Annotated in this window: 16 protein-coding genes, 1 tRNA gene and 1 pseudogene; 6 read left to right on the top strand and 12 right to left on the bottom strand. The window is 62.6% G+C overall.

Translation table 11 applies throughout. The features are described 5' to 3' along the window. Positions 1 to 56: 56 nt before the first annotated feature. Complete coding sequence (locus ABWV64_RS07915) at positions 57 to 1,115, bottom strand: alcohol dehydrogenase (protein ID WP_353343808.1); 1,059 nt, start codon at positions 1,113 to 1,115, stop codon at positions 57 to 59. A 300-nt stretch (positions 1,116 to 1,415) separates the two neighbouring features. Here ABWV64_RS07915 and ABWV64_RS07910 point away from each other — a divergent pair. Then, positions 1,416 to 1,589 (top strand): annotated as a pseudogene (locus ABWV64_RS07910) (helix-turn-helix domain-containing protein); the annotation flags it as partial. Beyond that, entirely contained in the window at positions 1,590 to 2,204 is a 615-nt protein-coding gene (locus ABWV64_RS07905; RefSeq protein ID WP_353344568.1) for an IclR family transcriptional regulator domain-containing protein, read from the top strand. It abuts the pseudogene before it with no gap. A gap of 133 nt (positions 2,205 to 2,337) precedes the next feature. Here the strand turns inward: ABWV64_RS07905 and ABWV64_RS07900 are convergent, their stop codons facing one another. Beyond that, a complete protein-coding gene (locus tag ABWV64_RS07900) occupies positions 2,338 to 3,516 on the bottom strand; it encodes an acyl-CoA dehydrogenase family protein (RefSeq protein WP_353343806.1) in 1,179 nt (392 codons plus the stop codon). A 176-nt stretch (positions 3,517 to 3,692) separates the two neighbouring features. Between ABWV64_RS07900 and ABWV64_RS07895 the strand changes: the two genes are divergently transcribed. Next, entirely contained in the window at positions 3,693 to 4,589 is an 897-nt protein-coding gene (locus ABWV64_RS07895; protein ID WP_353343804.1) for an IclR family transcriptional regulator, read from the top strand. Positions 4,590 to 4,720: 131 nt separating this feature from the next. Continuing rightward, entirely contained in the window at positions 4,721 to 5,935 is a 1,215-nt protein-coding gene (locus tag ABWV64_RS07890; protein ID WP_353343802.1) for an acetyl-CoA C-acetyltransferase, read from the top strand. Positions 5,936 to 5,983: 48 nt separating this feature from the next. Here ABWV64_RS07890 and ABWV64_RS07885 read toward each other — a convergent pair whose 3' ends face one another. Beyond that, complete coding sequence (locus ABWV64_RS07885; protein WP_353343800.1) at positions 5,984 to 6,892, bottom strand: helix-turn-helix domain-containing protein; 909 nt, start codon at positions 6,890 to 6,892, stop codon at positions 5,984 to 5,986. Between the two features lie 91 nt (positions 6,893 to 6,983). Here ABWV64_RS07885 and ABWV64_RS07880 point away from each other — a divergent pair, with 91 nt between their 5' ends. Continuing rightward, positions 6,984 to 8,117 (top strand): alpha/beta hydrolase, encoded by a 1,134-nt coding sequence (locus ABWV64_RS07880; RefSeq protein WP_353343798.1) that lies wholly within the window; start codon positions 6,984 to 6,986, stop codon positions 8,115 to 8,117. Between the two features lie 49 nt (positions 8,118 to 8,166). Here the strand turns inward: ABWV64_RS07880 and ABWV64_RS07875 are convergent. From ABWV64_RS07875 to ABWV64_RS07860, 4 genes are all read right to left on the bottom strand, one after another. Continuing rightward, positions 8,167 to 8,243 (bottom strand) — tRNA-Pro (locus ABWV64_RS07875). Positions 8,244 to 8,301: 58 nt separating this feature from the next. After that, on the bottom strand, positions 8,302 to 9,264 hold the full coding sequence (locus ABWV64_RS07870) for a DMT family transporter (RefSeq protein WP_353343796.1): 963 nt from the start codon (positions 9,262 to 9,264) through the stop codon (positions 8,302 to 8,304). 229 nt (positions 9,265 to 9,493) lie between these two features. Continuing rightward, positions 9,494 to 10,600, bottom strand: coding sequence for a 3-isopropylmalate dehydrogenase (gene leuB / locus ABWV64_RS07865; RefSeq protein WP_353343794.1), 1,107 nt, complete (start codon positions 10,598 to 10,600; stop codon positions 9,494 to 9,496). A gap of 78 nt (positions 10,601 to 10,678) precedes the next feature. Further along, positions 10,679 to 11,602 carry a LysR family transcriptional regulator gene (locus ABWV64_RS07860; RefSeq protein ID WP_353343792.1) on the bottom strand — a complete coding sequence of 308 codons (924 nt, stop codon included), beginning with the start codon at positions 11,600 to 11,602 and terminating at the stop codon, positions 10,679 to 10,681. Between the two features lie 97 nt (positions 11,603 to 11,699). On the opposite strand from ABWV64_RS07860, the gene ABWV64_RS07855 reads away from it, so the two are divergent. After that, positions 11,700 to 12,602, top strand: coding sequence for a Rossmann-fold NAD(P)-binding domain-containing protein (locus ABWV64_RS07855; protein ID WP_353343790.1), 903 nt, complete (start codon positions 11,700 to 11,702; stop codon positions 12,600 to 12,602). Between the two features lie 4 nt (positions 12,603 to 12,606). Here the strand turns inward: ABWV64_RS07855 and ABWV64_RS07850 are convergent, their stop codons facing one another. From ABWV64_RS07850 to leuC, 5 genes are all read right to left on the bottom strand, one after another. Further along, positions 12,607 to 13,641 carry an endonuclease/exonuclease/phosphatase family protein gene (locus ABWV64_RS07850; RefSeq protein WP_353343788.1) on the bottom strand — a complete coding sequence of 345 codons (1,035 nt, stop codon included), beginning with the start codon at positions 13,639 to 13,641 and terminating at the stop codon, positions 12,607 to 12,609. 89 nt (positions 13,642 to 13,730) lie between these two features. Beyond that, on the bottom strand, positions 13,731 to 14,543 hold the full coding sequence (locus tag ABWV64_RS07845) for a hypothetical protein (RefSeq protein WP_353343786.1): 813 nt from the start codon (positions 14,541 to 14,543) through the stop codon (positions 13,731 to 13,733). A 410-nt stretch (positions 14,544 to 14,953) separates the two neighbouring features. Further along, the gene (gene leuD, locus ABWV64_RS07840; RefSeq protein ID WP_353343784.1) at positions 14,954 to 15,559 is read right to left on the bottom strand and encodes a 3-isopropylmalate dehydratase small subunit; all 606 of its coding nucleotides are present in this window, start codon (positions 15,557 to 15,559) and stop codon (positions 14,954 to 14,956) included. 3 nt (positions 15,560 to 15,562) lie between these two features. Then, positions 15,563 to 16,408, bottom strand: a complete 846-nt coding sequence (locus ABWV64_RS07835; RefSeq protein ID WP_353343782.1) for a hypothetical protein — start codon at positions 16,406 to 16,408, stop codon at positions 15,563 to 15,565. Continuing rightward, positions 16,409 to 17,815, bottom strand: coding sequence for a 3-isopropylmalate dehydratase large subunit (leuC, locus tag ABWV64_RS07830; RefSeq protein WP_353343780.1), 1,407 nt, complete (start codon positions 17,813 to 17,815; stop codon positions 16,409 to 16,411). Positions 17,816 to 18,068 lie beyond the last annotated feature (253 nt).

The following is an 18,068-nucleotide window of genomic DNA, read 5'->3' as shown; positions in this document are numbered from 1 at the left end:
GGCAGTTTGCGGGGCGCTATCGAAATGCTTGCCCCGCGACATGCCAAGCAGGCGCGTCAGCGCTTGGGGTCAAGCAAGGCGCGGCCTAAGATCTTCCCTTCTTCGAGCATATTCATGACCTCCTCGGCCTGTGAGAGCGGCCATGTTTTGGACGGGATGGCGGTTAACGCACCGCTATGGACGAGCTCCATCAGCTGTGCAAAATCCGAAAGCGATCCGGTGTAGCTGCCGCATACGGTGATGCTTTTGGCGGGGATCAAGGGTAAGGCCCAAGGCGCCGCGCCGCCGAACAGGCCGACCATGACAAGGGTGCCGCCCCTGCCCAAAACATCAAATCCGAGCGCGGCAGTTTGCGGGGCGCCGACGAAATCAATGGCGCCCATCGGCGCGCCGCCGCAGGCTTTGTGAATTTGCGCGATTGCGTCGTCGTCTTTTGGGTCCACCGCCGCAGCGGCCCCCGCCTCTCGTGCCGCGGCGCGTTTGGACGGGTCGATGTCCACCACGACCGGCGCTTTGGCCCCGCGCGCTTTGAGCAGTTGCAAACACATCAGCCCAAGCCCGCCGCCGCCAATCAACACCAACCGGTGCTCCGCGAGCAGATGCTCCACCTTTTTCAGCGCCGCATAGGTCGTCAGCCCCGAACAGGCGAGAGGCGCGGCAAAGGCCGGATCGAGATCGCGGATATCAAACAGGTATCTGGGATGGGGAACGCGAATATGGGTGGCATAGCCGCCATCGCTTTGAATGCCCAAAAAGGCCGGAGTGGCGCAAAGCTGCTCCTCGCCGCGCTGGCAACTCGGGCATGTGCCGCAGCCGCACCAAGGGTAGACTACATATTGCGCATCGGGGTCGATGTCGCCCGCATCGGGGCCTGCGGCGACGAGTGTGCCGGTTGTTTCATGCCCCGGCACCACGGGCAAAGAGACGCCGCGATCCTTGTAGGCCATCCGTTTGCCGTGGCCGAGATCAAAGCCGCCCTCGCGCAGATGCAGGTCGGTATGACAGACGCCTGCCGCCGTCACTTTCAAAATGACTTCACTTCCTTGCGGCTCCATGTCGGCGCGGTCTTCGGCCTGTAGCGGCTTTCCGAATTCGTGAACACATTGGCAGTGCATCTTGTTCTCCCTATCAATTCTGGCGGTGAAAATCGGTGGATGGTCTTGCGCGGGGTCAAGCGCGCCGCGACGGCCGTACCGGCTTGGCGCTTCGGGCGCTCACCCGCACAGGTGCCCCGACATACGGAAAATCGCAGCCTGTTTTCGCTTGCTCAAAGAACACACCCTCCCAAGTTTCTTTGCCGGCAAGCGCGCCCCTGCGTTTGTGTTGCTGGGCGACATGTACCATTAACGAATCACGGGAACGCTTGCACTGCATGTGTTTTCCTATACTGAAAGGCTTTCTGCAAGGAAAATGTGATGTCATCAACGCCCCCTTCAAAATCCGTTCCAGCCGTTGAAAACGCTGTGAAACTTCTGCGCCGGATGGCCATGACGAGCAGCGCCGAAGGGGTCGCGCCCATGGCGCGGGCTACGGGGTTGAGCGTTTCCACAACGTTCAACATACTGAAAACGCTAACAAAAGAAGGCTTCGTGACCTTCGAGCCCAAGGATAAAACCTACCGGATCGGTATGGGGATATTGGAGATCGTCGCGCCGATTTTGGGGGCCAATCCCAATGATCTGATCCGGCCCTTGCTGTATAATCTTGCCAGCGAACACAGCGTGATGGTGGCGCTTTGGCATGTAACCGAAAGCCAGCGGATCGTTTTGATCGACAGTGTGACCCCGTCAAAAATCGTTCATGCCCGTATGGAAACCGGCTCGCGGCTTCCGGCGATGATTGGCGCGGTGGGGCGGGTGTATGCGGCGCGGCTTGATGTGACAGAGGATGAGGCCAAGGCCGAATACGCAAAGTTGCAATGGCAGGCTGCACCAGGTTTCGACCACTACTGGAACGACATCCAAGAGGCGCGCGAAACCGGATATGCCTTCGACTTTGGAAATCTGTTTATCGGCCTCAACATTGCGGCGGCGATTGCCTGTGACGGGGACGGGCACCCGCGGTTGGGGCTCAGCGCGATCACCATCGCAGGGCAAACCGACGTCGAGACGCTTAGGGCCGCGGCCATCGGGTTGAAGGAGGCAGCGGGCTTGATCGAGACAAATGTATTTGCCCGCTCTCGCGGCGCGATCAAGGGCGCCTAGGCCGGCGAAGCACCGGCTCTAGCGGCAGGACTGGCGGATCACTTCGAGCCGCCAAGCGCAATGGAGATCGCGCTTGGCCAACTGCACTTCGTTGTCCCAAAAGGCGCCGCTGAGCGCCCTCCGAGGCTGCGCCCTAGAGGCGCGTGCCGTTGGTGTGATCGGCGATCAAATTGCGCGCAATGATCAATTGCTGGATCTGCGTCGTGCCCTCGTAAATCCGCATCAAACGCACATCGCGGTAGATCCGCTCTACGGGGTATTCGCTCATATAGCCTGCGCCGCCGAAAATCTGCACGGCGCGGTCGGCGATACGGCCAACGGCCTCTGTGGAGAACATTTTGACACAGGCGGCCTCCGTTGTGATCGGCTCGCCCGCGTCGAATTTGCGCGCCGCATCGCGCGCCATGGTCTCGGAGGCGTAAAGTTCGGCCCGACTGTCGGCGAGCATCGCCTGCACGAGCTGGAATTGCGAAATCGACTGGCCGAACTGCTTGCGGTCAATGGCATAGCCTGCTGCCTCGTTGATCAGGCGGCGCGCCTGACCCACAGCGAGCGCCGCCATATGGATGCGCCCGCGATCCAACACTTTCATCGCGGTTTTGAACCCTTGGTTGAGCCGCTCGGTCCCGCCGATGATATTGGCCGCTGGCACGCGCACATTCTCAAAGGTGATGTCGCAGGTGCGGGTGCCTTTTTGGCCCATCTTCTTGTCGTGCTTGCCGATGGTGATGCCTTGGGTGTCGGTCGGCACGATAAAGGCGCTGATCCCGCGCGCGCCCTTTTGATCGGGGTCGGTGCGCGCCATGAGCGACAGGATGGTCGCGCGATTTGCGTTGGTGATATAGCGTTTGGTGCCATTGATCACGAAATCATCGCCGTCGCGCAGAGCACGGGTGCTCAGCCCCCCCGCATCCGAACCCGCATCGGGTTCCGTAAGGGCAAAGGATGCGATCACATCGCCCGTGGCAAGGCCGGGAAGCCATTGTTGCTTTTGCTCTTTGGTGCCATCGATCACGATGCCCTGCGAACCGATCCCGACGTTGGTGCCAAAGACCGAGCGAAAGGCGAGCGCGGCCTGACCGACCTCGGCAATCACCTCGAATTCCTGCGTCAAGCTCAACCCCATACCGCCGTATTGCTCCGGCACGGACAGACCGAACAGTCCAAGTTCCTTCATCTCATCGACAAGGCTTTCGGGAAGCGCGTCCGTCTCTTCGACCTCCTGCTCGGTCGGGATCAGCCGCTCATGGGTAAAGCGCCGGACCATCTGCTTGATCTGTTGAAAGGTATCCTCGTCTACATGTGCGCTCATCTGCTGTGTCCTGCTATGTTGGTTGGAAGGTGATCATATGTTGTTCCACTTAGTGAAACTGTGATCGCAGAATGTCAAGAACCGTGGCGCGCATTCGACAAGCGCGCTCAAATAGGTTTAAGTAGCGCCAAGACGCCGCTCATCAGGCTCTGTCTTTAGAAAAAGGCTCCGCATCCATGGCAAAGCGCCCCGCAAAATCTTCCGGTCCCTCCGAGACGCCGCCAAAACGCGACGCGGGCGAGGCCAATGCAAAACATGCCTCAAGCTCGGCGGTGCAACTGATTTATGACGATCAGGATCTAAGCGAGACTCTCAAGAACGACCCCAAGTTCAATTGGTCCTTGGCGCGCGGTTTGGAGATTTTGCGTGCCTTCAGCGGGCGGCCCGCGCCCTTGGGCAATACCGAGTTGAGCGAAATCACCGGATTGCCAAAGGCCACGGTGTCGCGGTTGACCCATACGCTCAACCAGCTCGGATTTCTTGCGCTCAATCCCCGTCTTGGCAAATTCGAGCTGACCCCTGCGATTCTCGCGCTGGGCTATCCGGTTTTGTCGAGCATGAAAACGCGCGCTTTATCAAAAGGTTATATGGAGGATCTGGCGCGTGAGGTGGGGTTGACCGTGGCGCTTGGAAGCCGTGATCGTTCTAGCATGATCTATGTGGATGCCTGTCATCCCTTGGGTATGATGTCCTTGCGTCTTGATGTCGGCAGCCGCGTCGAAATGGCAAAAACCTCGCTGGGCCGCGCTTTCTTGTGGGGCCTGTCGGAGATGGAGCGCGCGATTTTGTTCAACACGTTCGAACGGCGTTATGGCGCAGAATGGCCCGCGCTCAAGGAGGCGATCGAGAGCAGTCTTGCGCAGATTGATGCGTGCGGATTTTGCATCGTGGACGGCGATTGGCAGGACGATACGCGCGGCGTCGGGGTGCCGCTGTTTTCCGAGGATGGCAGCGTTGCCTTGGCGCTCAATGCCGCCGGTCCTCGGTTCGCGGCGACCATCGAGGCGCTAGAGCAAGATGTCGGCCCGCGCCTCGTGCATCTGAGCCGCAGCTTGCAACCGATGCTGGGTTAAGCCGGAAATTTGGGATTGCGCAGTCTGTTCCACTGTGTGAAACTATGGGCAGATTTCATCTGGCCCTGACCGGACCCTGCGCCCTTGCGGTGGCGGGCGCCGATCTGCCTGACCCAAAAGGATTCCAAATCATGTTGAACGATGTTGTCATTTGCGAACCGGTTCGCACGCCCGTTGGCCGGTTCGGGGGGCAGTTCAAATCGCTGCAGGCGCATGAGCTTGGCCGGATTGTTATCGAGGGACTGTTGGCGCGGTGCGACGCGCTCAGGGATCAGGTCGATGACGTGATCTTTGCGCAATGCTACCCGTCGATGGATGCGCCGGCGCTGGGGCGCGTGGTCGGTCTTGATGCGGGGCTTTCGATTGAAACCGGCGGTTATCAAATCGACCGGCGCTGCGGCTCGGGGTTGCAGGCGGTGATCAACGCCGTGATGCAGGTCGCCACCGGCGGGTCGGAGGTTGTCATTGCGGGCGGGGCGGAATCGATGTCGAACGCGCCCTTCTATTCGACCAAATCGCGGTGGGGGATTCAGGGCACGTCGCTGGAATTTTACGATGCGCTTGCACAGGGGCGCGTGACGGCGGGGGGCATCAACTTCCCCGTTCCGGGCGGCATGTTGGAGACCGCCGAAAACCTGCGCGAAAGCCATCATATCTCGCGCGAGGCGCAGGACGAATTCGCGCTCGAATCGCATCGCCGTGCGATCGCGGCGCAGGAGGCGGGCCTGTTTGACGACGAAATCATCGCCGTGCCGGTCACGGACCGCAAAAAGGGCACGACGCTGTTTGACCGCGACGAACATCCGCGCCCCGATATCAGCCTCGAAAAACTCTCTGCGCTCAAGCCGATCCGCTTGCGCGCCGACCCAAATTCGACCGTGACGGCAGGCAATGCGAGCGGCCAGAATGATGGCGCTTCGGCCTGCGTTGTGACCACCCGCGCGCGGGCCGATCAATTGGGGCTCAAACCGCTTGCGACGCTCAAAAGCTGGGCCGTGGCGGGGGTCGCGCCCAAGGTCATGGGCATCGGCCCCGTGCCTGCGGTGCAAAAGGCATTGGCGCGCGCCGAACTGGCGCTCAAGGACATGGACCTGATCGAATTGAACGAGGCATTTGCCGCGCAGGTTCTGGCCTGCACCAAGGAGTGGGGCCTGACCGCGCAGGACTTCGAGCGGATGAATGTCAGCGGCTCGGGTATCTCCTTGGGTCATCCGGTCGGGGCCACGGGGGGCCGTATTCTGGCCGGATTGCTGCGCAATATGGAGCGCCGCGACGCCTGTTTCGGGATCGAGACCATGTGCATCGGCGGCGGTCAGGGCCTCGCGGCGATTTTCGAGAAAGCCTGAGCCTGAGCGCTGCGAAGCGCGCAGGATCGGCCGCGTCCGAAGGCGCGGTCAAAACCGCTGTGACAGCAGGCGATAGCACCAAAAGGCTTCGTCTTGCTCGATGCGCCGGTTGATCTGTGCGGGGGTGAACCCCGTGGCGCGGCGCAGGGCGCGGCCCATGTGGGATTGATCGGCATAGCCCGCCTCGAGCGCCAGTTGCGCCAAAGGTGCGGCGGGGTTTTGCGAGGACAGGCGGTGCAAATCCTCGAAGTTGCGGTAGAAGGCGAGGCTTTGCCGTGTTTGCCCGCTCCACCGTTTGATCCGCCGCTCCAGCGCGCGCAGGCTGCGGCCCCTGCCGGATGTGGCGGCGCGGGTGAGAATCGAGCGGCTCCAATCGCCCAGCCGCAAAGCGCCCGTCCAGTCGGGCCAAGGCCCCGCGCCGCGCGCATCGGCCCAATGCGGGGCGGCGAGGGCGCAAAACCTGTCCCAGCCCGCGGCGGGATCGTCCGCAGGGCCAAAGGTGCGGCAGGCCTTTGCGAGCCATTGGGGCACATCGGCGGGCACATCCCTGGGCACAGAGTTTGGCACAGGGGCTGGTATGGCGGCGGGCACATCGGCGGGCGCCTTTGCCTGCTCCGCGCCGCCGGTCAGTTTTATCCAAGCATCGTGATAAAAACCGATGGTCACCGCCGCGAGCGGTCCGGCGCTCCAGCTTGAGGTCGGCCCGTCTTGCGGCGGTATCAGCGACAGGCGCGGCAGGGGCGCGCGGCGCTGTGCCTGCGCAAGGCTCTCGCCTGCGCGCAGCAGGTGCAGATCGCCCTCGATCACATAGGTGAGCGCCACCAAAGGCGAGGCGGGAAAATGGTTGACCCGCTCTGCATCCGTCAAATCCGCCCCGCGGGTGTCGCGAAAAATGGCCGCGAAACAACAGCTTGCCAAAGAGGGCGGGGCGTAGAGCAAAAGCGATCTGGGGCGCATGGGACAACTCCGGTTTGCCGCAATCATTCTATATCGCGCGGGCGGGCGCTGGCAAATCTGTGGTGGAACAGATCAGACAACGGAGGGCCGGATGGCCAAGATCACCTATAGCGGACCTGTGCGTTTTCGTATCGAGAGTTCTGTGGCGCTGGGCGCGATCGCCGTGGCGAGCTATGCGCGCCATGCTTTGGGCCGCAAGATGGAGCCAAGCTGGAGCGCGCAGTTCGAGACCGGTATCCGCTTTTGGCGGCGGCAATTCACCCGCGCTATGCGGATGCGCGATATGGCGCGCGGGCGGCTCTTGTTCGATGCGCTGCAAACCTCGACGGATGATGTTTACGAGGTCACCGCCGAGGCCTGCGCCGCGCCGCGCGGGCATTGGTACGTGCCGCGCCGCGCGGCCTCAAAGGCGGTGATCCTCTATCTGCATGGCGGCGGATATACGTTTCACGGCGCGGTCTCGGCGCGGTTTGCGCAGATGCTGGCCCATCACACCGGCGCGCGGGTCTTTGCGCCCGACTACCGTTTGACCCCCGAGCATCCGCATCCGGCGCAATCGGATGATGCTTTGGCCGCGTGGCGCTACCTGCGCGAGAGGGCGCAGGCGCAGCAGATCGTCGTGGTTGGCGATAGCGCGGGCGGGCATATGGCGTTGATGCTGCTGCAACGGCTCAAATCGGAGGCTCTGGAGCAACCGGCGCTTTGCATCGGGCTTTGCCCTTGGACCGATATCGGCCCGCGCGGCGCGAGCCTTCGCTGCAATGACCGCTATGATCTGGTGCAGGGGTGGATGGCGTTGCAATTCGGCCGATGGCTCGACCCTGACGCGCGCTTCGGGCGCGCGGCGCTTTCGCCTGTCTCGTATGATTTCGCGGGGCTGGCCCCGATCTATTTGCAAGCGGGCGGGCGCGAGGTGCTGCGCGATATGATCATCGACTTTGCCCAAGGTCAGGCGGTCAAAGGTGCGGAGGTGATGCTCGATCTATGGCCCGATATGCCCCATGATTTCCAAGCCTACGACAGCCTCAAACCCTCCTCGACCGAGGCTTTGGCGCGGCTTGTGGCGGCGGTTGCGGCCTATACGGGCCAAGGCGCGCCTTTGGCGGCGATGGCGCAGCGAACCGTGGTCGCAAGCGATGGGCAGGCGGCCAAGGCCAAGGGAGCGCCCAAGGCCACGGTTGCGCCCGAGGGCAAGGGCAAGCCCGAGGCCAGCCGAGGTGCATGAGCGCCGCGCAAGAGGCGGTGGCATGGCGGCTATGATGGGGGGTGAGGTTTGGTCGGGCTGAGAGGATTCGAACCTCCGACCCCCTGCTCCCGAAGCAGGTGCGCTACCAGGCTGCGCTACAGCCCGACCGTGAGGGGCGGCTTAATACGCGCGCGCGGGTTTGACAAGATAAAACAAACGCGGCTCAACCGGCTTTGCGCCAAAAGCCTTGCAGCAGGCTGATGCGGGCCAAAGTCCCCGCGCCATAGCGGCTTTGGGTGCGCAGGACCGGTGTTTGGGCGCTCGATGATCCGTCCTCGCGCAGGACGATATAGATGCCGCTGGCGATGATGATCACGGCGCCGATGGCGGTGTAAATGTTGGGGTATTCGTCGAAAAACAGCGCACCGAACAAGGCGGCCCAGATGATTTGCGAATATTGCATCGGGGCGACGATGGCGGCGCGCGCGCGGCGATAGGCGCTGATCTGGATCAAGAGCGCGGCAAAGGCCAAAGCCGCCAGCGCCGCCAGAGCGCCCATATCGGCGGGGGCGACGGGGACATAGACGAAGGGCAATATCGCCCCCATGATCACGAAATTGGCCAGCATCGGATAGAGCAGCAAGACCGCGCTGCGCTCTTCATGGCCGATCTTGCGCACGATCACCGAAGCCAGCGAGGAAAACACCGCCGCCGAAAGCGCCGCTGCATGGCCCAGATTGAGCGCGGTCGCTCCGGGTTGCAGGACGACGAGAACTCCGGCCAATCCGATCACAATCGCCAGCCCGCGCCGCCATCCGACCCGTTCGCCCAAAATCGGGATCGCGGCGAGGGTGATGATCAGCGGCATGGCGAAAAGGATGGCATAGGTTTGCGTCAAGGGCAGGGCCGAGAAGGCGTAAAAGACGCTGACTGTGGCGATGGTCGCAAACAATGTGCGCAGCGCCGTCCACAGCGGGCGCTTGGGCCGCAGATTGCCATCGGTGCGGTCGCGGATCAACATGACGGTGATCAGCGGAAAGCCGAAGAGCACCGAGAAGAACACGATCTGGAAGGCCGAATAGGTCGCGCCCAAGGATTTGATCACGGCGTCATGCACCGAAAAGACCGCAAAGGCGAGCAAAGCAGTCAGCGCACCGCGCAGCGAGGATTGGGCTGTGTCGGACATGATCGGCTACCGGTTTTCGAGGTTGCGATTGGGCACAGGCGACTCGCGGCTGCTCGCGCTCACGTTAGGCAAAAGCGCCCTTTGTGAAAAGGGGGGTGATCTACGGGGGTGTTGTGCCGCAGGGGGCGGTGGGGCGGCGCCGCACTGGAGTGTGCGGGGCATGGCCCAATGAAAACGGCGCGCCCCCAAGGAAGCGCGCCGCAAAATCATGTTATCGGGTCAGCGGAGCCTAGAGCGAGGCCTCCAGAGCCGCGACAATCGCATCGCCCATTTCGGCGGTGGTCACCGGCGTGACGCCCTCTTCGCCCAACAGATCCGCCGTGCGTTTGCCATCGGCCAGAACCTGCTCGACGGCTTTTTCGAGGCGGTCGGCCTCGGCGCCTTGATCAAAGCTGTAGCGCAGGGCCATGGCAAAGCTGAGCACGCAAGCGATGGGGTTGGCCTTGCCTTGGCCCGCGATATCGGGGGCCGAACCGTGCACGGGTTCATAAAGCGCCTTGGGGCGGCCGTTTTCCATCGGCGCGCCGAGGCTGGCCGAGGGCAACATGCCCAGCGAGCCGGTGAGCATCGCCGCCGCATCGGACAGAAGATCGCCAAAGAGGTTGTCGGTGACGATGACGTCGAATTGCTTGGGCCAGCGGCAAAGCTGCATCGCGCCCGCGTCGGCATACATATGCGACAGTTCCACATCGGGGTATTCGGCGGCATGGACTTCGGTGACCACATCGCGCCACAGGATGCCCGATTCCATCACATTGGCTTTTTCCATCGAGCAGACTTTGTTGCCGCGCTTGCGGGCCAGTTCAAAGGCCGAACGGGCGACGCGGGCGATTTCGCTCTCGGTATAGCGCTGGGTGTTGATGCCGACGCGCTCGTTGCCTTCCTTGATGATGCCGCGCGGCTCGCCAAAGTAGATGCCCGAGGTCAATTCGCGCACGATCATGATGTCGAGCCCCGCCACCACGTCTTTTTTCAGCGAGGAGAAATCGGCCAGCGCGTCAAAACATTGCGCAGGGCGCAGGTTGGCAAAGAGGTCCATTTCCTTGCGCAGGCGCAAAAGCCCGCGTTCGGGTTTGACCGAGAAATCCAGATCGTCGTATTTCGGACCGCCCACAGCGCCAAGCAAAACCGCATCCACCTCTTGGGCTTTGGCCATGGTGTCGTCATGCAAGGGCGTGCCGTGTTTGTCATAGGCCGAGCCGCCGACAAGGTCTTCGCTCACGTCAAAGGCGAGGTCACGTTTGGCGCCATACCAATCGATGATCTTGCGCACTTCGGCCATAACCTCGGGGCCGATGCCGTCACCTGCGAGAATGAGAAGCGAGGGGTTGGTCATGTTGATCTGTCCTTCGTGGAATACCGTTGCGCATCGCCTATCGGCTCAGGGGCGCAGGGTCAAGAAATGAAGGGGCGTTTATGCGGATCGGGGCGCGGTGACATGGGGCGCAAGCCCCGCCGCGAGCAGCTTCCAAACACGGGCGATGCGCGGGGTGGCGCGCATCGCCTGATGCGCCGCCAGCCACAGGGGCAGCGGCGGGATGGCAAAGCCGAGGTCGATCTGCTCGACCTGCGGGTCGGCCTCGGCCACGCCCGATTGCGAAAACCCGATGCCGCATCCGGCGCGCAGCAATTGCCAATAGGTGTTTTGGTCGTCGCATCGGGTTTGAAAGGCCTCGCGGGCGATGGTGAACCCCGCCGCTTGCATGCCGCGCACGATCAGGTCCGAGCGCTCGTATCCGATCAGATCATGGGTCAATAGATCCTCGGCCGAGCGCGGGTGCCCGCGCCGCTCAAGGTAGCTTTTGGCGGCATAGACCCCGATGCGCAGATCGCCGATATGGCGGGTGATGACGTCGAGCTGTGTGCTGCGATACATGCGCAGGGCAATATCGGCCTCGCGGTAGAGCAGGTTTTCGGTGCTGTCGGAGGGCAGCAACACCACCTGTATCCCTGGCTCTTGTTGGCGGATCTGCGCGATGATCGGCGGCAAGATGTGGTGGCTGACCACTTCGCTGGCGGTGATGCGCACCGTGCCTTGCAATCGCGTATCGCGCCCTGCGGCGGTCAGGGCGATGTCGCGCATCGCCGCTTGCATCCGCTCGGCGGCAGGGCGCAGCCGCGCGCCTTCCTCGCTCAGGCTTAGCCCGCGCGGATGGCGGGTGAACAGCGTCAGCCCGAGGCTCGCTTCCAGCAGGCTGATTTGCCGTCCCAGCGTGGGTTGGCTGCTGCCCAGCCTCTTGGCCGCGCCCGACAGCGATCCGGTTTCGGCGACGGCGAGGAAGGCTTGGACCAAGGCCCAATCGAGGCGGGCGAGGGGGGAGGCGGCGGGGTTATCCATTCAGATTTGAATATCAGATGCGAATATTCTGTCAATTTCAATTCATAAAGGAATGGGAGATCCTCTCCTTAACGACACCCCAAACGGAGCGAGACCAATGACGAAAACAGCCCTTATCCTCGGCGGCAATGGCCGCTTTGCCCGCCACAGCGCGCAGGCCCTGCGCGCGGCGGGTTGGACCACGCGCGGCTTTGACCGCAGCACGGACGATTTGATGCAGGCGGCCAAGGGCGCCGATCTCATCGTGGCGGGATGGAACCCGCCCTATCATTTGTGGCAGGCGCAGGTTTTGCCGCTGCACCGGCGCGTGATCGGGGCGGCGAAAGCCTCGGGCGCGACGGTTCTGTTGCCGGGCAATGTGTATAATTTCGGCGAAACGACCCCCGCGCCTTGGGGGCCGGATGCGCCGCAGGCCGCGCGCAATCCCTTGGGCCGGATCCGGATCGAGATGGAGCAGGCCTACCGCGACAGCGGCGTGCAGACGATTATTTTGCGCATGGGCGATTTCATCGACACCGAGGCCTCTGGCAACTGGTTCGATATGTTCATCGCCAAGACCGCGCAAAAGGGCGCCATCCGCTACCCAGGGCGGGAGGATATCCCCCATGCTTGGGCCTATTTGCCCGATGCGGCGCGCGCGGCGGCGGCTTTGGCTGACAGGCGCGCGGATTTGCCGATCTATTCGGATATCCCCTTTGCGGGCTACACGTTGACGGGGCGCGCGCTTGCCGCCGCTTTGTCGCGGGCTTTGGGGCGCGATGTTGCGTGTAAGCAAATGGCGTGGTGGTGGCTCAAACCGATGCGGTTTGTGATGCCGATCCTCAAGGGCGTGTTGGAGATGCGCTACCTGTGGAACACGCCGCATTGGCTCGATGCGGGGCCGATGGCGCGCGCCCTGCCCGATTTTCAACCCACGCCTGCCGAGGAGGCCCTGCGCGCGGCGCTGGGCGTTCGCGCGCCCGAGGCCCGCCTTGCCGAAGGCGCCGCGCAGGCGGTTTAACCCCTCAGGGCGCGGGCGGCGGCAGCGCCAGATCGACAAAGATCAACCGGTGGCGGCTGGCCTCGGGGTCGGCGTGCTGCCCGCTTCCGGTGACGGTCCAACTTGCCGAGGGCAGGATATAGCTCAGCCGCAGCGGACCGGCCGTGGCGAATTCTGCGGTGGCGTCATCGCCCGAGGGGCCGCGCGGGCGCGGATCGGTCAGGCGCGGATCGGCCAGAAGCGCGCGCAGCGCGCCGCGCCGTCCCTCGCCGTGCACGGGGTCGATATTGGCCAGACCCAGCAGCACAAAAGGCTCCTCGGGGGCGGGGCCGAAAGCCCCCTCCATCATCCACGTCCAGAAGCGCAGCTCGTCATGGTTGCGTTTGCCATTGCGGTCCTGCGGCCCGTCAAAGACCGGCGGCGTGGCGGCAAAGCTCAGCAGCGTGATCACCGCGCCGCTGTCGAGGCGCAGGGGCACGGCCCAATGGCCGGTGGAGCTGAGCCGCTGCGCTGCGAAGGCCTGCGCCGAGGGGAAGGGCACGCCGCCGCGCATCGGGATCATCGGGTCGGGCATATCGGCCCAGAGCAGGGCGCTGAAATCGCGGGCTTGGTCTTGGAGAATCGGATAGCGCGACAGAAGGGCCATGCCGCCGTGGCCCGAATATTGCCCGTAGCCTTGGGCATCGCGGGCGGTGCCAAGACGCCCGTCGCCATCCATATCAAGCCCCGTCGCAAGGCCGCTATTGGGGCGCAGGGCAAAATGATAGGGCATCGCGTGGCCTGCGGCTTCGATCTGCTGCGCGAGCGCGGTGAGCGCGGCGGCGCGGTGGTCGTAGTCGATGCCTTGCAGGGCGATGATATCGGGGGCGGCTTTGGCGATCAGCGCGGCCACCGCGCGGCTTTGCGCATCACCCTTGCGGATCGCGTCCAGCAACAGCCCCGGACCCTTACGGGCAAGTTCGGTTTGGAAACTGGCAATGCGTAGGCGGCTATGCGGCTCGGCGCTGGCGGATCGGGGGGCAAATCCCGCGGCGGCGGCAAAACCCAAAGTGAGGGCCAAGGCACAGGTCAGGGCGCGCGCCAAGCGCGGGGCGCGGCAGGCAAGCGCCGCAGGGCGCGCGGGGCAGCAGCGCTGTGCGCCGCGCCGCCTCACGCGGTTTGCATGGCGTCGCTGTCGGCCTCGGCATAGGTCCGGCGGCGCTTTTCCTCGATCATATCGGCGATCCGGCTCATGGCGATGCCGCGCATGATCATGCTGGCGGGCAGGAAGGCCCATGCCGAGATTGTCCAGATCAAGGTCTGCGGGTTGCTCATGGTGATCGGGTCGATCATATCCGCCGCCGCTTTGATCACGGCAGGGATCAAGAAGGGCAAGAGGAAGCCCAGCACGATGTTCAGGCTCGCGTCGCGCTTGAGACGGTGTAACACATCGCCGCCCGCCGTGGGATCGAACAGCGGCAGGTTGACCCAGACGTTGAAGACGCCGCCACGCGCGGGCCATCCGAAGATGCGCACCATGGTGACAAAGCAGAACATCGCAACCAGCGACACGAGATAGGCGATACCGGCGGCGGTGCGCACGGTGGCGACAAGCTGGTGGCTGGCATCCGCAGGCAGGGTCAGAACCACAAGCCGCACGGGCGAATAGGGGAAATCGATGGCATTGCCGAGGATCACGCCGAGCGAGGTGACAAATCCGGTGAAATTGGTCGGATCGGTGATGCCGCGGCAAATGACGGTGAGCAAGAAGACCGTGAAGAACAGCGCGACAAAGCGCAGCCGGTTGAACGGCGGCGCAAAGCGGAATTCCACAATCGAAGGGTAGAGGCTGTAATATTCCATATAGGTGAGCAGCCCCGCGAGGATCGCGATCAGAACGACGATCTGCGACGTGTCGGAAGCAACCCCTGGCAACAGGAGCGCCGGTGTCGCGATCAAAAGCGCAACAAGGACTGCGCGCATAAATGCGCCGAATGTTCGTGCGAGCACTGCCGTATTCCCTTCAAACTGGCCCGACGCGATACGATGCCGCGTCTTTGTCCCAACTTGATGCCGCCTATTTTGACGGCTTGCCTCAATCTTGCCCAATTTCTGCCTTCTTTCACTATCTCGCTCAAGGTGTTGGTTAACAAGAGTTCAGATTCGGGGCGATTTGAGGGTCAAGGTGGTGCGGTAATGCATCAATTTTGGTGCAAGATTAAGGCAATGGCTCTGTATTCACCACATGTTGTGGGAGCGGCCCGAACGGCCACTATTTGACGTAAGGTTGATCCACGTCACCCATAGAAAAAGGCCGCCCGCGCGTGGCAGGCGGCCTTGAAAGGCAGGGGGCCATCGGGCGCGCAACCGGCGCCGGCCTCATGAATTATGGCTTACACCCAAGGGCGCGCGGAGGAGGCCTTGGCTTCAAAGGCGTCGATGGCCGCGCCTTTTTCCATGGTCAATCCGATGTCGTCGAGCCCTTCGAGCAGGCAATGCTTTTTGAAGGGGTCAACCTCGAATGTGATCGCGGTGCCGTCCGATGTGGTGATTTCTTGCGCTTCGAGGTCCACGGTCACGCGGGCGTTCTCGCCCTTCTCGGCGTCCTTCATCAACAGGTCCACTTCCTCTTGCGGCAAGACGATCGGCAGGATGCCGTTCTTGAAGCAGTTGTTGAAGAAGATGTCGGCAAAGGAGGTGGAGATCACGCATTTGATGCCGAAATCCGCAATCGCCCAAGGCGCGTGTTCGCGCGAGGAGCCGCAGCCGAAATTGTCGCCCGCGACCAGAATTTCGGCGCCGCGATATTGCGGTTTGTTGAGCACGAAATCGGGGATCTCGTTGCCCTGACGGTCGTAACGCATCTCGTCAAACAGGTTCACGCCAAGGCCTGAACGTTTGATGGTTTTGAGGAAAACTTTGGGGATGATCATATCGGTGTCGATGTTGACCAAAGGCATGGGCGCGGCCACGCCGGTGATTTTTTGAAACTTGTCCATCGGTTAAAACCCTTCGGTTTGTTGTGACAGGCCCTCGAAAGAGAACCCGATATCAGCGGCGAATTTCGCCATAAAGCTATTGGGATAGGGCGCGACGCGCAGGTGCAGCGCCCTGATCCGTGATGAGTAAAGATGCACCGCCTGCGTCTCGTCGCTCAGCCATCCGTCGACCCCGCCATGGGGGTTGAAATAGGCATCGGCCATGGACCACGGCAGCGGGTTCAATGCGGCAACCGGCAAGGCGTGATGTTTCTCGCCATGCTTTTTGAGCATATGCGTGAGCATCCTTGGCCCCAGCGTGTTGCGGATGCGTTTGCACGCCTCCATCAGCCGGTTTTTCGGCTGTACGCGCCGGACCTTGTCCTGCACCTCTTCGGGCAGCCATTCGGGCACGGTGGTCGGGTCGGTGACGACGGCGATCATCTCTTGCAATGCGCCGCTGTCTTCGGGCAGGCGCATTACCGCCACATTGACCCATCCGCCATGTTCGCGCCCGATCAGATAGCCGTCCTTGGGCCGGAAGGGCCGCAGGGCAAGCACATCGGTATCGACGCAGATGAAATCCGAACTGCCGATCAGATGCAGCGCGAACATATCGGAGAAGACCGAAGGCTTCACCGCCGCGAGGAAGGTGTGATCGTAATCGAAGATCTCGCGCGCATGGATGAATTCGACGCCCTCGATGGGCGGCTCTTCGAACCCGTCGAGATGGAACAGGGCGACCTCGTGGCCATGGTGCACGAAGGAGGCAAGCGACAGCCGGTCCAGCCATCGCAAGCGTTCCCCCACCCAAAGCGCGCCGATCGCAGGCAGGCTTTGGTCGTGCATATCCATGGCCGCGTTTGCCATTTACAGCATCTCGCGCACGTCGGTCAGATGGCCGGTCAGGGCCGCCGCCGCCGCCATCGCGGGCGAGACAAGATGCGTGCGGCCTTTGTAGCCTTGGCGCCCTTCGAAGTTGCGGTTCGATGTCGAGGCACAGCGCTCGCCCTCGGCCAATTGGTCGGGGTTCATCGCAAGGCACATCGAGCATCCCGCCAGACGCCATTCAAAACCGGCCTCCTTGAAGATATCGGCGAGACCTTCTTCCTCGGCCTGCGCGCGCACCAGCCCCGATCCGGGGACGACCATGGCGCGTTTGACCTTGACCTTCTTGCCCTTGAGGATCGCCGCCGCGGCGCGCAGATCTTCGATCCGCCCGTTGGTGCAAGAGCCGATGAACACCGTGTCGATTTCGATGTCGGTCAGCTTCTGACCGGCTGTGAGGCCCATATAGTCGATCGAGCGCTGGGCCGCTTCGACCTTGCCGCCCTTGAAGCTTTCGGGGGCGGGGACGGTTGCGGTGATCGGCAAAACATCCTCGGGCGAGGTGCCCCATGTGACCACGGGGGCGATGTCTTCGCCTTTGAGGGTGATGACCTTGTCGAAATGCGCGCCCTCATCGGTATAGAGGGTTTTCCACCACTCCAAAGCCGCATCCCAATCCGCGCCTTCGGGGGCGTGGGGGCGGCCTTTGCAATAGGCATAGGTGGTTTCATCCGGCGCAATCAGGCCCGCGCGCGCGCCGCCCTCGATGGCCATGTTGCATACGGTCATGCGCCCTTCCATCGACAGATCGCGGATCGCTTCGCCGCAATATTCGATGACATAGCCGGTGCCGCCTGCGGTGCCGGTCTCGCCGATCACGGCAAGGGTGATGTCCTTGGCCGTCACACCCGGTTTCAATTTACCGGTGATCTCGACCTTCATGTTTTTGGATTTCTTCTGGATCAGCGTCTGCGTGGCCAGAACATGTTCGACCTCGGAGGTGCCGATGCCGTGGGCCAATGCGCCGAATGCGCCATGGGTCGCGGTGTGGCTGTCGCCGCAGACAACGGTCATGCCAGGCAGGGTCCAACCTTGCTCGGGGCCGACGATATGCACGATGCCTTGGCGCACGTCCGAGACGGGATAGTAGTGGATGCCGAAATCCTTGGCGTTCTTGTCGAGGGCGTCGACCTGAATGCGGCTTTCTTCGTTGGCGATGACGCCCGACACACGGTCCAGCGTGGTCGGCACGTTATGATCCGGCACGGCGATGGTTTTTTCCGGCGCGCGCACGGGGCGGTTCGCCATGCGCAGACCTTCAAAGGCCTGCGGCGAGGTCACTTCGTGCACGAGGTGGCGGTCGATATACAAAAGGCAGGTGCCGTCGTCGCCTTCATGGGCAACATGGGCATCCCAGATTTTATCATAGAGTGTTTTGGGGGCTGTCATGGCTAGGTCCTCTCCCGCGCAGTCTCAACGGGATTTGCTGTGATAATGGGTGAATATGTCGAAAATTCGGGCCGCTGGCGCAGGCTGCGCGCGGCACAACAGGGATCGGCGGCGCCCTATAGGCGCGCAAGAATGGTCAGCGTTGCGCCGAAAAAGCGCCACGGCAGCCGTGCCCGATCATCCATGTCGAAAACTTGTGTCATGCGCAGCAGATACTATGCGCCGCTGAGTCTATCAAGGGCCATGCGCGGGT

It is taken from the genome of Litorivita sp. NS0012-18 (assembly GCF_040371945.1).
Classification (GTDB): Bacteria; Pseudomonadota; Alphaproteobacteria; order Rhodobacterales; family Rhodobacteraceae; genus Litorivita.
This window is presented reverse-complemented; position numbering and strand designations above follow the sequence as displayed.